Below are 12,065 nucleotides of genomic sequence, written 5' to 3'. Positions count from 1 at the left end.
GTTGTCCGTCAAGCCGGCCGCGTTCCCCGGGGGCTGGTTCAGAGCATCGCGGGAATCACCCGGTCGGGCGGGCGGTGGCCGTTCTGGAAGGTCAGGATGTTGGCGATGACCCGGTCGCCCATGTCCTGCCGGGCCTCGAGCGTCGCCGAGCCGAGATGGGGCAGCAGCACGACATTGGCGTGGCCCAGCAGGCCGGGATGGACCGCCGGTTCGCGTTCGTAGACGTCCAGCCCGACCCCGGCCAGCGCGCGCCGCGCCACCGCGTCGGCCAGCGCCGCCTCGTCGATCAGCTCGCCGCGGGCGGTGTTGATCAGCAGGGCGTGCGGCTGCAGCCGGGCCAGACGTTCGGCGGACAGCAGGTGGTGCGTCTCCTTCGTCGCCGGGCAGTTCAGCGAGATGATGTCCATCCGCGCCAGCATCTGGTCCAGATCATCCCACCAGGTCGCGCCCAGCTCCTCGGCGATCATCTCCGGGACCGGCTTGCGGTTGTGGTAGTGGACCTGCATGCCGAACGCCTTCGCCCGGCGCGCCAGCGCCTGGCCGATGCGGCCCATGCCGACGATGCCCAGCCGCTTGCCCCACAGCTTTCGCCCCATCATCCACGTCGGGGTCCAGCCCTCGAACCGCCCCTCGGCGACGACCTGGGCCCCTTCGACGATCCGCCGGCTGACCGCGAGGATCAGCGCCATGGCGAGGTCAGCGGTGTCCTCGGTGAGCACGCCCGGGGTGTTGGTGACGATCAGCCCCCGCCCCACGGCCGCCTCGACGTCGATGTGATCCACGCCCGCGCCGAAGTTGGCGATCATCTTCAGCTGCCCGCCGGCCGCCGCGATCAGGCCGGCGTCGATGGCGTCGGTGATGGTCGGGACCAGAACGTCGGCGCGCGCCACGGCCGCCTCCAGGGCGGTCCGGTCCATCGGCGCATCGGTCAGATTCAGCTCGGCGTCGAACAGCTCGCGCATCCGCGTCTCGACCGCGTCCGGCAGGCGTCTGGTTAACACGACCTTAAGTCTGGGCGCGGACATTCGGAGCCTTCGATTTCACGGACGTCCACGTGTCTAGCAAAGCTCGTCCCCGCTTCCAAAGGCTGGTTGCAACCGCCGCCGCCGTTTGCGCGGCCGTGCTGGCCGGGGCCGCGCAAACCATGCCCGACGGCCGTCCGACGCCCAGCGGCCAGCCGGTGCCCCGCTGGCTGTCGCTGAAATCGTCCGAGGTGCACGCGCGCTTCGGGCCCGGGCTCGACCACCGCATCCTGTGGGAATACCGGATCTCCGGCCTGCCGGTGCAGGTGATCGCCGAGACCACCGAATGGCGCAAGATCTGCGATCCCGAGGGCGCCGTCGCCTGGGTCCACCGTAGCGTGGTGTCGAGCCGCCGCAGCGTCTTCAACGCGTCGGAGCGCGAGATTCCCATCCATGCCGGACGGTCGGAGACCTCGCCGGTGCGGGCCCGGCTGTCGCCCCGCTCGCTGGTCGCCATGGACGAGTGCGAGGACGGCTGGTGCCGCGTCCGGGCCGGGCGGCTGCGCGGCTGGGTGCGCCAGTCCGCCGTGTTCGGCGCCCAGGAACGCCCCCTGTGCAACGCGGCGCGACCGGCGGGAACGGGACGGCGCTGAAGCCTTGCGCCGACAGCAGTGGTTGAGCCCGCTCCCGCGCTCGTGTAACCCGACGGCCACACCCGGCCAGGAGCGGCGTCCGCGCCGCCGGCCATCTGAATGCGAGCGCCCGTGACCCAACCCGATCGTCCCTCTTCGTTCGACTATGAGGCGCTGCTGGCTTCCGGCCGGGGCGAACTGTTCGGCGAGGGCAATGCGAAGCTGCCGGCCCCGCCGATGCTGATGTTCGACCGCATCACCACGATCAACGCGGACGGCGGCGCCCACGGCAAGGGCTATGTCGAGGCCGAGCTCGATATCCATCCCGACCTGTGGTTCTTCCAGTGCCATTTCATCGGCGATCCGGTGATGCCGGGCTGCCTCGGCCTCGACGCCATGTGGCAGCTGGTCGGCTTCTACCTCGGCTGGATCGGCGGCCCGGGCCGCGGCCGGGCGCTGGGCGTCGGCGAGGTCAAATTCACCGGCCAGGTGACCCCGGACGTCAGGAAGGTGGTCTACAAGATCGATCTCAAGCGGGTCATCAACCGCCGCCTGGTCATGGGCATCGCCGACGGGGTTCTCGAAGCCGACGGCGTCCCCATCTATACGGCCACCGACATGCGGGTCGGCCTGTTCGGCGCGACGGAACCCGTCGGCGGCTGATTCGTCATTAGATCGCGGGAAACGCGGCGGTCAGAGTTCAAGAAGGAAACCACCATGCGGCGTGTCGTCGTCACCGGACTGGGTATCGTCTCATCCATCGGCACGGGCCAGGATGAGGTCACCGCCTCCCTGCGCGAGGCGAAATCCGGCGTGCAGCACGCTGCCGACCACGCCGCGCACGGCTTCCGTTCGCAGGTCTGGGCCCCGCCGTCGCTGGGCGTGGCCGCCGAGGACTGGGCCCCGCTGGTCGACCGCCGCGCCGCCCGCTTCCTCGCCAACGGCACCGCCTGGGGCCACATCGCCTTCGAGGAGGCGCTGAAGGACTCGGGCCTGACGCCCGACGAGATCAAGTCCGAGCGCATCGGCCTGATCGTGGGCGAGGGCGGCCCCTCGACCCAGGTCATCCTGCAGGCGGCCCAGACCACCATCGACAAGGGCTCGCCCAAGCGCATCGGCCCCTTCGCCGTGCCCAAGGCCATGGCCTCCGGCCCCTCGGCCGTCCTGGCCACCTGGTTCGAACTCAAGGGGATCAACTATTCGATCTCCTCGGCCTGCGCGACCAGCGCCCACTGCATCGGCGCGGCCGCCGAACAGATCGCCTGGGGCAAGCAGGACGTGGTCTTCGCCGGGGGCGTCGAGGACATCGACTGGTCGATGTCGAACATGTTCGACGCCATGGGGGCCATGTCGTCCAACTTCAACGAATCCCCGGCCACCGCGAGTCGGGCCTATGACAGGGACCGCGACGGCTTCGTCATCGCCGGCGGCGCCGGCATCGTGGTGCTGGAAGAATACGAAAGGGCCGTGGCCCGCGGCGCGACCATCTACGCCGAGGTCACAGGCTACGGGGCCAATTCCGACGGCTACGACATGGTCGCCCCCTCGGGCGAGGGCGCCGAGCGCTGCATGAAGATCGCGCTGGAAATGGCCGGCAATCCGAAGATCGACTACCTCAACCCGCACGGCACCTCGACCCCGGTGGGCGACTCCAAGGAGATGGGCGCGGTGCGCAACGTCTTCGGCGACCAGATGCCGGTGATCTCCTCGACCAAGTCGCTGACCGGCCACTCGCTCGGCGCGGCGGGCGCGCAGGAGGCGATCTACTGCCTGCTGATGATGAAGAACGGCTTCGCGGCCGAGAGCGCCCATATCGAAAACCTCGACCCCGAGTTCGAGGGCATGCCCATCCTGCGCCAGCGCCACGACGGCGAACTGACGCATGTCATGTCCAACAGCTTCGGCTTCGGCGGGACCAACGGCACGCTGATCCTGTCGAAGGTCTAGGCCGCCTCGACCATCCGCTCCTGCGTCATCGCCAGGCGGATGGCGTTCAGCAGGGCGTCGGGCTGGATGGGCTTCTGGACCACCCCGTTCATCCCGGCCGCGCGATAGCCCGCAGCGTCGCGCTCGTCGGCGTTGGCGGTCAGGGCCAGGATCGGCAGACGCGCCGCGGCGGTCGGCAGGGCGCGGATGGCCCGCGTCGCCGCGACCCCGTCCATCACCGGCATCTTGATGTCCATCAGGACCAGGTCGAACGGTTTCGTCGCCGCCAGTTCGGCCGCCGCCCGCCCGTTCTCCGCCGTCTCGAATGTGCAGTTGAACAGCTCCAGCAGCTTGCCGGCCAGGAAGCGGTTGGCGGCGTTGTCGTCGGCCACCAGCACATGCAGGGTTGCGTGCGGCGTCGGCTCGGCCATGACCTCGGCGGCGGCCAAGGCGCTTTCCTCGGCCGCCGGAACCGTCACCACGAAGCGGAAGCGCGCTCCGCCCCGGGGCGACGCCCCGGCCGCGATGGAGCCGCCCATCCGCTCGACGATCTGCCGGCAGATGGCGAGGCCCAGGCCGGCTCCCGCGCCTTCCCGGGCGGCGTCGCCGGTGTTGAACGGTTCGAACACGGTCGCCGCCTCGGCCTCGGAGAGGCCCGGCCCTGTATCGTCGATCACGCCGACGACCTGAACGCCGTCCTCCGTCTCCGAGGCGTCGAGGTCGACCAGGACCTCGCCGGCGTCGGTGAATTTGATGGCGTTGCCGATCAGGTTGTTGAGCAACTGTTTCAGCCTCTGGACGTCGGCCGTCACCCACTCATGCCCCATGGTGTCGCCGCCCACCCGCAGCCGCAGCCCCTTCTCCTCGGCCCGCGCCCGCCACAGGGCGTCGAGGTCCGCGATCAGGGAGCCCAGTCGCATCGGCGCGGGTTCCAGCGTCAGCATGCCCGCCTGGGCCCGGGACATGTCCAGGGCGTCGGTGAGCAGCCGCAACAGGCTCTGACCCGACGCCAGGATGGTCTCCACGTGGGGCCGCAGCTCCTCCTGGGTGAGTTTGCGCTCCATCAGGCCTGCGACGCCCAGCACGCCGTTCAGTGGCGTACGAATCTCGTGGCTCATCACCGCGAGGAATTCCGACTTGGCCCGGCTGGAGGCGCGGGCCTCGGCCTCGGCCAGCGCCAGGCCCCGGGCCAGTTCGCCCATCTCCTGCGCCCGCCGGCGGTAGAGGGCGCTTCCGGCCTGCAGCACCTCCAGAATCGTGCCCACGCCGACGTAGCGGCCCTTCGACACGGCGATGAAGCCGCCCAGCAGCGCACCCGCCTCGGATGAATCGATCGCGTCGAAAAAGGCCTCGGCGCCCTGTTCGGCGCGTACGATCATCGGCGTCCTGTTCATCAGGGCCGAGATCGGTCGCCTCGCGTAGAGCTCCCGCCCGAACGCCGCCGCCATGCTCGACAGGAAGACGTTGCGCTCGACCAGCCCCAGCGGCCGACTCTCGTCGTCGACGACCGCGATCACAAGGGTGTTCGGCTCGGCCTTGAACCGGTCGTAGACTGCCGACCCCGGGGTGTCCGGGGTCACGGGTGTCGCCGTCTCCGCATAGTCGCCGATCCGCGCCATTTCCGCTCCCCGTTGCCGAACGGGGAACGGTCTAGGCGGCGGCGCTTAACGAGCGGTTGGCTGAATGTGAAACTTATTGAGCAATTTCAACAAGATTCATCAGGACCCGGAGCAGGGGCGACCGGCGAAGACCACCGACCTTGTTTCACGGCGCCCGTGAGTCCAGAAAGGCCCCGATCAGCAGAGGCCCCGGGCGGGCCCATAGAGATGGAGACCGACCATGGCGAGCGCCGAAGGCTGGAACATGCCCACCGGAACCCTGATGCAGGGCAAGAGGGGCCTGATCATGGGGGTGGCCAACGCCAACTCCATCGCCTGGGGCATCGCCTCGCAACTGGCGGCCCAGGGCGCAGAACTGGCCTTCACCTACCTGGGCGAGGGGCTGGAGCGCCGCGTGCGCCCGCTGGCCGAGAGCGTCGGGGCGAAACTGCTGATCCAGGCCGACGTCACCGACGACGCCTCGATGGACGCCGCCTTCGCCGAGCTGGAGAAGGAATTCGGGACCATCGACTTCGTGGTCCACTCCGTCGCCTTCGCCAACAAGGACGAGCTCAAGGGCTCGTTTGTCGACAACACCAGCCGCGACAGCTTCCTGCTGGCCATGAACATCTCGGCCTTCAGCTTCGTCGACGTAGCGAAACGCGCCTCGAAACTGATGCCCAACGGCGGCTCGCTGGTCACCATGACCTATCTCGGCTCGGAGCGGGCCATCCCCAACTACAACACCATGGGCGTGGCCAAGGCGGCGCTGGAGGCGGCGACCCGCTACATCGCCCGCGACCTCGGGCCCAGGGGCATCCGCGTCAACGCCATCTCGGCGGGCGCCATGCGCACCCTGTCGCTGGCCGGCATCTCGGGCGGGCGGGGCATGATCGCCCAGGGCCGGGCCATGTCGGCGATGAAGGAGGACACCACGATGGAGGGGGTCGCCGGCTGCGCCCTGTGGCTGTGCTCCGACCTGGGCCTGTCGACCACCGGCGAGATCATCCACGTCGACGCCGGCTTCCACATGATGGGCCTGCCGGACGGGGAGGAGGGCTGAGGCCCTCCGCTACCGCCCCAGCGCGGCCCGCTGCATCGCGAACAGCTCGGCGCAGCCGCCCTCGGCCAGCTGGAACAGGCGGTCGAACTCGGCGCGGGTGAAGCCGCGCTTCTCGCCGGTGGCCTGGATCTCGACGATGGTTCCCGAGCCGGTCAGCACGAAATTCGAGTCGGCCTCGGCGGTGGAATCCTCCTCATAGTCGAGGTCCAGCACCGGCTGGTCGCTGCACACGCCGCACGAAATGGCCGCGACCTGATCGAGGATCGGGTCGGCCTTCAGCACCCCCTCGGCGCGCAGGTAGTCGAAGGCGCTGGCCATCGCGACCCAGGCCCCGGTGATCGCCGCCGTGCGGGTGCCGCCGTCGGCCTGGACCACGTCGCAGTCCAGCACCACCTGCCGCTCGCCCAGCGCCTTCAGATCGACCACCGCCCGCAGCGAGCGGCCGATCAGCCGCTGGATCTCCTGGGTCCGGCCGGTCTGCTTGCCCGAGGCGGCCTCGCGGCGGCCGCGGGTGTGGGTGGCGCGGGGCAGCATGCCGTATTCCGCGGTGACCCAGCCCTGCCCCTTGCCGCGCATCCAGCCGGGCACATTCTCCTCGACCGAGGCGGTGACCAGCACCTTGGTATGACCGAACGTGACGAGGCAGGAGCCCTCGGCGTAGCGGTTGACCCCGGTCTCCAGCGTCACGGCGCGGAGCTGTTCGGGAGCGCGTTCTGAGGGGCGGGCGGTCGACATGAGCGATTTCCTTGGACGGGGCGGCGGGGCTGCTTATCCTGAAACCGTGAGCCTGTATTCCCCCCTGTCCGCGCCTACTGACGTCCGGCTGCGCCCGGCGACGGTCGACGACGCCGATCTGCTGGCCGGCTGGGACCGCGAGCCGCACGTCATCGCCTGTTCGACGGACGATCCGGACGCGGACGTCGCCTTCGGCGGCATCGTCTGGCGCGAGGAGCTGGCGGCGCAGTCGCCGGTCAGTTTCTACCGCATCGCCGAGGTGGACGGGCGGCCGATCGGGGTGATGCAGGTCATCGACCCGCGCCGGGAGCCGGAGCACTACTGGGGCGATATCGAGCCGGACCTGCGGGCCCTCGACATCTGGATCGGCCCGAAGGACGCGCTCGGCCAGGGCTACGGCACGCGGATGATGACCCTCGCCATCAATGATTGCTTCGCCGACCCGGCCGTGACTGCGATCGTCATCGACCCGCTGGCCTCGAACACGGACGCCCACCGTTTCTACCGGCGGCTGGGTTTCGAGCCGGTCGGCCGCCGGATGTTCGGCGAGGACGACTGTCTGGTGCATCGGCTGACGCGCGAGCGGTGGGAGGCGGGGTCGTGAAGCCGCCCCTGCTGACCCCGGCGGCGATCGAAACGGGCGGCCTCGTCGCGCTGGACGAGCGCGCCCGCGACATCTTCCGCCGCATCGTCGAGAGCTACCTCCAGACCGGGGAGCCCGTCGGGTCCCGGACGCTGTCACTGACCGGCGTGGCCCTGTCGCCGGCCTCGATCCGCAACACCATGCAGGACCTGACCCTGGCCGGCCTGCTGGGCTCGCCGCACACCTCGGCCGGGCGCATCCCGACCCACGCCGGCCTGCGCCTGTTCGTCGACGGCCTGCTCGAGATCGGCGATGTCGGGGCCGAGGAGCGGCGCGAGATCGACGCCCGGCTGGCCGGCAGCGGCCGCAGCTTCGACGAGGCGCTCAACGAGGCCTCCTCCCTGCTCTCCGGCCTGGCCGGCGGGGCCAGCATCGTCGCCAGTCCGGTCCGCGAGGCGGGCGTCAAGCATGTGGAGTTCGTGGCGCTGGGGCACGACCAGGCCCTGGCCGTGCTGGTGGGCGACGACGGCACGGTCGAGAACCGGCTGATGCCGCTCAAGGCCGGGGTGACGCCCTCGACCCTGACCGAGGCCTCAAACTTCCTCAACGCGCGGCTCAAGGGACGGCCCCTGCACGAGGCGCGCACAGAGATGCGCACCGAACTGGACGCGGCCCGCCGCGAACTGAACGCCGCCGCCGCCCGGCTGGTCGAGGACGGGCTGGCCGCCTGGTCCGGCGGGGCCGAGCGCGAGCGGGCCCTGATCGTGCGCGGCCGGGCCAATCTGCTGCAGGACAGCGAGACGGTCGAGGATCTGGAGAAGGTGCGGACCCTGTTCGACGACCTGGAGCAGAAGGAACAGCTGATCGGCCTGCTGGACGGGGTGTCCACGGCCCAGGGCGTACGCATCTTCATTGGCGCGGAAACGCGTCTGTTTTCGCTTTCGGGTTCCGCTGTGATCGCGGCGCCCTATATGACGGGCCGGCAGCGGGTGCTGGGCGCCATCGGCGTCATCGGGCCCGCGAGGCTGAACTACGCCCGTGTCATCCCGTTGGTGGACTACACCGCCCGGGTGCTGGGCCGGATTCTGGACGGACAAGAGACTTGAGCGACATTCACGACGACGACATCCCGACCTCCGGGGAACTGGCCGCCGATATCGCGGAGACGGAAGGCTACGAGACCGAACAGGACGATGGTCTTGGCCCGATCGACGCCCTGATCGCCGAACGCGACCAGTGGAAGGACCGCGCCCTGCGCGCCGTGGCCGAGGCCGAGAACACGAAGAAGCGCGCGGAGACCCAGAACAACGACGCCCGCGCCTACGCCATCCAGAAATTCGCCCGCGACCTGCTGGGCGTGGCCGACAACCTCGAGCGGGCCCTGCAGGCGGCCCCGAAGAACGCCGACGCCGGCGAGGCCGGCCTGGTCACCGGGCTGGAACTGACACAGAAGTCGCTGCTGTCGGCCTTCGAGGCCAACAATCTCAAGCGCGTCGAGCCGCAGGCCGGCGATCCGTTCGACCCGCACCTGCATCAGGCCATGATGGAGCAGCCGTCGGACGCGGTTCAGGGCGGCCGGGTGATCCAGACGCTGCAGGCCGGCTACGCCCTGTTCGGCCGCACCGTGCGCCCGGCCATGGTCGTGGTCGCCGCCAAGGGCTCCGGCGCCGCGGCCGGCAACGCCGCCTATGCGAAGGCGATGGACTCCGACGGCGGCAATTTTGACGGCACGGCCTGATCCTCCCTCTCCCCCGGGGCCACGCTTGGGGGAGGATTACTTCAACCGCCCCTCGAAGAACGCCAGCAGCTTCGCCCAGCCGTCCGCCGCGTCGGCCGGGCGATAGCTGTCGCGGTAGTCGGCGTGGAAGCCGTGCGGCGCGCCCGGATAGACCACGATCCCGCTGGCGGTCTGGCCGGCGCGCTGCAGGGCGCTGCGCATGGCCTCGACGCTGGCCAGCGGAATCCCGCGATCGGCCTCGCCATAAAGGCCCAGCACGGGCGCCTTGAGGTCGCCGGCCAGATCGACCGGCCACGGCCCGCCGGCGGCGACCTGTTCCGGCGTGGCGTCGGCGGCGGGGGCGAGGCGGCCATACCAGGCCACGCCGGCGTCGATGGCCGCGAATCGCGCCGCGGCCTGCCACACCACCTTGCCGCCCCAGCACCAGCCCGTGATCCCCACCCGTTCGGCGTTGGCCCACAACTGCTGGCTGGCCCAGTCGAGCGAAGCGGCGATGTCGCCCATGACCTGCTCATACCCCGCCGCGGCGACGATCTGCTGCACCCGCGCCATGTCCGCGATGGGCGCCGGATCCTCGACCCGGTTGAAAAAGGCCGGCGCGATGGCGGCGTATCCCGCCTTGGCCAGCCGCCGGCAGACGTCGCGGATGTACGCGTGCACGCCGAAGATCTCCGACACGACGATCACCACAGGAAAGGGCCCGGCGCCGGTCGGGCGGGCCACATAGACGGGCAGGGCGAAGCCGTCCGGGGCCGGAATGGTGGTGGTTTCGATGGTCAGATCGTTGTCGTCGGTGGCGATCGGCGCGGCCTGGCGGGCCAGCGCCGCCGGGGCGTAGCCGGCGAAGAACAGACCGCCCAGCCCGCCCGCGGCCAGGGCGCGGCGGCTGAAGCGGAAGTCGTCGGGCTCGGGGCCTTCGGGACGGATCAGGTCTGGCATAGGGGCCTCCGGCTCGGGAAAGCGGGACAGTGCCGCCGAGGCTTCCGGGCGTCGAGTCACGATTGCCGTGAAGCTGGCGCGGCCCGGCGCAGGGTCAGATTCAGTCGCCCGCCGCCGGGAATCAGGCCGGAAGAGCCCGCCAGTATCCGGTCGACTCCGTGCCGCGCCAGCCGCGCCGGACCGGTCAGGGCGCAGACGTCGCCGGAGGCCAGCCGCACCGACCGCGTCGGCCCGCCGCCGGCGGCCCCGATCCGGAACACCGCCGTGTCTCCCAGCGAGATCGACAGCACGGGCGCGCTCCGGTCGGCCTCGTCGAGGTCCTGATGCAGGCCCATCCGGGCCCCTTCCCGGTAGAGATTGACCAGACAGGCGTCCGGCGGCTCGGGCCAGCCCGTCAGCTCGCTCCACAACCGGAGCAGCCGCTCCGGCATCGGCGGCCACGGCGCGCCGGTCGCGGGATGAGTCGGTTGATAGCGATAGCCGGCCTGGTCGGAGACCCAGCCCAGCGGGCCGAGATTGCTCATCTCGACCGAGAACGGCCGGCCGGTCCTGGTCGTCGGCCGGTAGAAGGGCGCCGCCCCGACCGCCGCCAGCACCGCGTCGCGCAGGCCCGCCTGGTCCGCCGGCGAAAGCGCCCCGGGCCACAGGCGGAATCCCTCCAGCCCGGTGTCGATCTCGCCCCGGACCACGGCTCAGCGGGTCAGGTAGTAGTCGGCGATGCGGCAGACGTTGATGTTCTCGCGCAGCAGGGTCTGGCCGCCGGCGAGTTCGGCCCGCAGATCGTAGAGACAGCCGCCTGCGCCGTCGTCGATCAGCACCGGCGCGCTGGCGCCGCTCGGCACGGCGGTTCCGCCCAGCAGGTCGCCCCCGAAGGTTCCGGTCCGCACGTCGGCGGCCTGCAGCTTCTGCAACACCACGCCGGTCTGGTTGTGGACGCGGACGCGGCGGTTCTGGCCGTCGCGCGACTGCCCCTCCGGGGCCGGCGCGCCGCCGGCGAAGCCCGCGACGCCGAGCGAAACGGCGATCATGGCGGCGGTGAATGGTCTGCGGGCGATCATGGCCCCCTCCTGCCTCGGCCGTCCCGGTGTCGGGATCGGCCGTCGGAACCGACTATATGCCGTTGCGCGCTTCGTGACACACCTGACGGAGACTGATGTTGAATCGCAATCAGGCCTTGCGGGCCGGGGGGTGTTTCCCATATCGGCGACAGCCGCCGGAAAACCCCGCAGTGCGTGGGGCTTTCCGCCGGAACCGTACAACTGACCCAAGACCCTGACACCAGGGGCGGTCACGCGCGGCGCTTAGCTTTAGAAGGCCGCCGCACCGCCCGCTGAAATGGAGTGAAAGACCAAACACATGGCCAAGATCATCGGCATCGACCTGGGCACCACCAACTCGTGCGTGGCCGTCATGGACGGCAAGAACCCCAAGGTTATCGAGAATGCGGAAGGCAACCGCACGACCCCGTCGGTCGTCGCCATCCAGGACAATGGCGAGGTGCTGGTCGGCCAGCCCGCCAAGCGTCAGGCCGTGACCAACCCGACCAACACCTTCTTCGCCATCAAGCGCCTGATCGGCCGCAACTTCACGGATCCCGTGGTGGCGAAGGACAAGGGCATGGTGCCCTATGAGATCGTCAAGGGTCCGACCGGCGACGCCTGGGTCAAGGCCCACGGCAAGGACTATTCGCCCCAGCAGGTCTCGGCCTACACGCTCGGCAAGATGAAGGAGGCCGCGGAGGCCTACCTCGGCGAAACCGTGACCCAGGCCGTCATCACCGTCCCGGCCTATTTCAACGACGCCCAGCGCCAGGCCACCAAGGACGCCGGCAAGATCGCCGGCCTCGAGGTGCTGCGCATCATCAACGAGCCGACCGCGGCCGCCCTGGC

The 12,065-nt window shown here is 70.2% G+C and carries 14 protein-coding genes; 8 read left to right on the top strand and 6 right to left on the bottom strand.

Annotated features, from left to right (window positions below; genetic code table 11):
- Positions 1-38 precede the first annotated feature (38 nt).
- Complete coding sequence (locus VEB62_RS15845) at positions 39-1,025, bottom strand: 2-hydroxyacid dehydrogenase (protein WP_324801904.1); 987 nt, start codon at positions 1,023-1,025, stop codon at positions 39-41.
- A gap of 119 nt (positions 1,026-1,144) precedes the next feature.
- On the opposite strand from VEB62_RS15845, the gene VEB62_RS15840 reads away from it, so the two are divergent.
- The 3 genes from VEB62_RS15840 to fabB all read left to right on the top strand — a co-directional run bounded on the left by VEB62_RS15840 (position 1,145) and on the right by fabB (position 3,541).
- Positions 1,145-1,615, top strand: a complete 471-nt coding sequence (locus tag VEB62_RS15840) for an SH3 domain-containing protein (protein ID WP_324801902.1) — start codon at positions 1,145-1,147, stop codon at positions 1,613-1,615.
- A 111-nt stretch (positions 1,616-1,726) separates the two neighbouring features.
- Positions 1,727-2,257: a 3-hydroxyacyl-[acyl-carrier-protein] dehydratase FabA gene (fabA, locus tag VEB62_RS15835; protein ID WP_324801899.1), complete on the top strand. Its 531-nt coding sequence runs from the start codon at positions 1,727-1,729 to the stop codon at positions 2,255-2,257.
- A 54-nt stretch (positions 2,258-2,311) separates the two neighbouring features.
- The gene (fabB, locus tag VEB62_RS15830) at positions 2,312-3,541 is read left to right on the top strand and encodes a beta-ketoacyl-ACP synthase I (protein WP_324801895.1); all 1,230 of its coding nucleotides are present in this window, start codon (positions 2,312-2,314) and stop codon (positions 3,539-3,541) included.
- Here the strand turns inward: fabB and VEB62_RS15825 are convergent.
- Entirely contained in the window at positions 3,538-5,139 is a 1,602-nt protein-coding gene (locus VEB62_RS15825) for an ATP-binding protein (RefSeq protein ID WP_324801892.1), read from the bottom strand. The genes fabB and VEB62_RS15825 overlap by 4 nt on opposite strands.
- A 244-nt stretch (positions 5,140-5,383) precedes the next feature.
- Between VEB62_RS15825 and VEB62_RS15820 the strand changes: the two genes are divergently transcribed.
- Positions 5,384-6,181 carry an enoyl-ACP reductase FabI gene (locus VEB62_RS15820; RefSeq protein WP_324802072.1) on the top strand — a complete coding sequence of 266 codons (798 nt, stop codon included), beginning with the start codon at positions 5,384-5,386 and terminating at the stop codon, positions 6,179-6,181.
- Between the two features lie 9 nt (positions 6,182-6,190).
- Here the strand turns inward: VEB62_RS15820 and rph are convergent, their stop codons facing one another.
- The gene (rph, locus tag VEB62_RS15815; RefSeq protein WP_324801890.1) at positions 6,191-6,916 is read right to left on the bottom strand and encodes a ribonuclease PH; all 726 of its coding nucleotides are present in this window, start codon (positions 6,914-6,916) and stop codon (positions 6,191-6,193) included.
- A gap of 46 nt (positions 6,917-6,962) precedes the next feature.
- Here rph and VEB62_RS15810 point away from each other — a divergent pair, with 46 nt between their 5' ends.
- The 3 genes from VEB62_RS15810 to grpE are packed head-to-tail and all read left to right on the top strand — an operon-like array spanning position 6,963 to position 9,237.
- The gene (locus VEB62_RS15810; protein ID WP_324801888.1) at positions 6,963-7,520 is read left to right on the top strand and encodes a GNAT family N-acetyltransferase; all 558 of its coding nucleotides are present in this window, start codon (positions 6,963-6,965) and stop codon (positions 7,518-7,520) included.
- Positions 7,521-7,528: 8 nt separating this feature from the next.
- Positions 7,529-8,605, top strand: a complete 1,077-nt coding sequence (gene hrcA / locus VEB62_RS15805; RefSeq protein WP_324802068.1) for a heat-inducible transcriptional repressor HrcA — start codon at positions 7,529-7,531, stop codon at positions 8,603-8,605.
- A gap of 38 nt (positions 8,606-8,643) precedes the next feature.
- Positions 8,644-9,237 carry a nucleotide exchange factor GrpE gene (gene grpE, locus VEB62_RS15800; protein WP_414642069.1) on the top strand — a complete coding sequence of 198 codons (594 nt, stop codon included), beginning with the start codon at positions 8,644-8,646 and terminating at the stop codon, positions 9,235-9,237.
- Positions 9,238-9,273: 36 nt separating this feature from the next.
- Here grpE and VEB62_RS15795 read toward each other — a convergent pair whose 3' ends face one another.
- The 3 genes from VEB62_RS15795 to VEB62_RS15785 are packed head-to-tail and all read right to left on the bottom strand — an operon-like array spanning position 9,274 to position 11,234.
- Positions 9,274-10,176 (bottom strand): dienelactone hydrolase family protein, encoded by a 903-nt coding sequence (locus VEB62_RS15795; protein ID WP_324801885.1) that lies wholly within the window; start codon positions 10,174-10,176, stop codon positions 9,274-9,276.
- A 56-nt stretch (positions 10,177-10,232) separates the two neighbouring features.
- Entirely contained in the window at positions 10,233-10,865 is a 633-nt protein-coding gene (locus tag VEB62_RS15790; RefSeq protein WP_324801882.1) for an alpha-ketoglutarate-dependent dioxygenase AlkB, read from the bottom strand.
- Between the two features lie 3 nt (positions 10,866-10,868).
- Entirely contained in the window at positions 10,869-11,234 is a 366-nt protein-coding gene (locus tag VEB62_RS15785; RefSeq protein ID WP_324801879.1) for a hypothetical protein, read from the bottom strand.
- Between the two features lie 298 nt (positions 11,235-11,532).
- Here VEB62_RS15785 and VEB62_RS15780 point away from each other — a divergent pair.
- On the top strand, positions 11,533-12,065 hold a 533-nt coding region (locus VEB62_RS15780), incomplete at its 3' end, for an Hsp70 family protein (RefSeq protein WP_324801877.1).

The sequence above is a fragment of the Brevundimonas sp. genome, from assembly GCF_035626975.1.
Lineage (GTDB): Bacteria > Pseudomonadota > Alphaproteobacteria > Caulobacterales > Caulobacteraceae > Brevundimonas.
Note: the sequence above shows the minus strand (reverse complement) of the source record. Positions and strands in the feature narration are given on the sequence as shown.

Bases quoted from the DNA above. Each gene is read 5' to 3' on its own strand.
- VEB62_RS15845 (WP_324801904.1), bottom strand. From the start codon at position 1,025: ATGTCCGCGCCCAGACTTAAGGTCGTGTTAACCAGACGCCTGCCGGAC.
- VEB62_RS15840 (WP_324801902.1), top strand. From the start codon at position 1,145: ATGCCCGACGGCCGTCCGACGCCCAGCGGCCAGCCGGTGCCCCGCTGG.
- fabB (WP_324801895.1), top strand. From the start codon at position 2,312: ATGCGGCGTGTCGTCGTCACCGGACTGGGTATCGTCTCATCCATCGGC.
- VEB62_RS15825 (WP_324801892.1), bottom strand. From the start codon at position 5,139: ATGGCGCGGATCGGCGACTATGCGGAGACGGCGACACCCGTGACCCCG.
- VEB62_RS15820 (WP_324802072.1), top strand. From the start codon at position 5,384: ATGCCCACCGGAACCCTGATGCAGGGCAAGAGGGGCCTGATCATGGGG.
- rph (WP_324801890.1), bottom strand. From the start codon at position 6,916: ATGTCGACCGCCCGCCCCTCAGAACGCGCTCCCGAACAGCTCCGCGCC.
- VEB62_RS15795 (WP_324801885.1), bottom strand. From the start codon at position 10,176: ATGCCAGACCTGATCCGTCCCGAAGGCCCCGAGCCCGACGACTTCCGC.
- VEB62_RS15785 (WP_324801879.1), bottom strand. From the start codon at position 11,234: ATGATCGCCCGCAGACCATTCACCGCCGCCATGATCGCCGTTTCGCTC.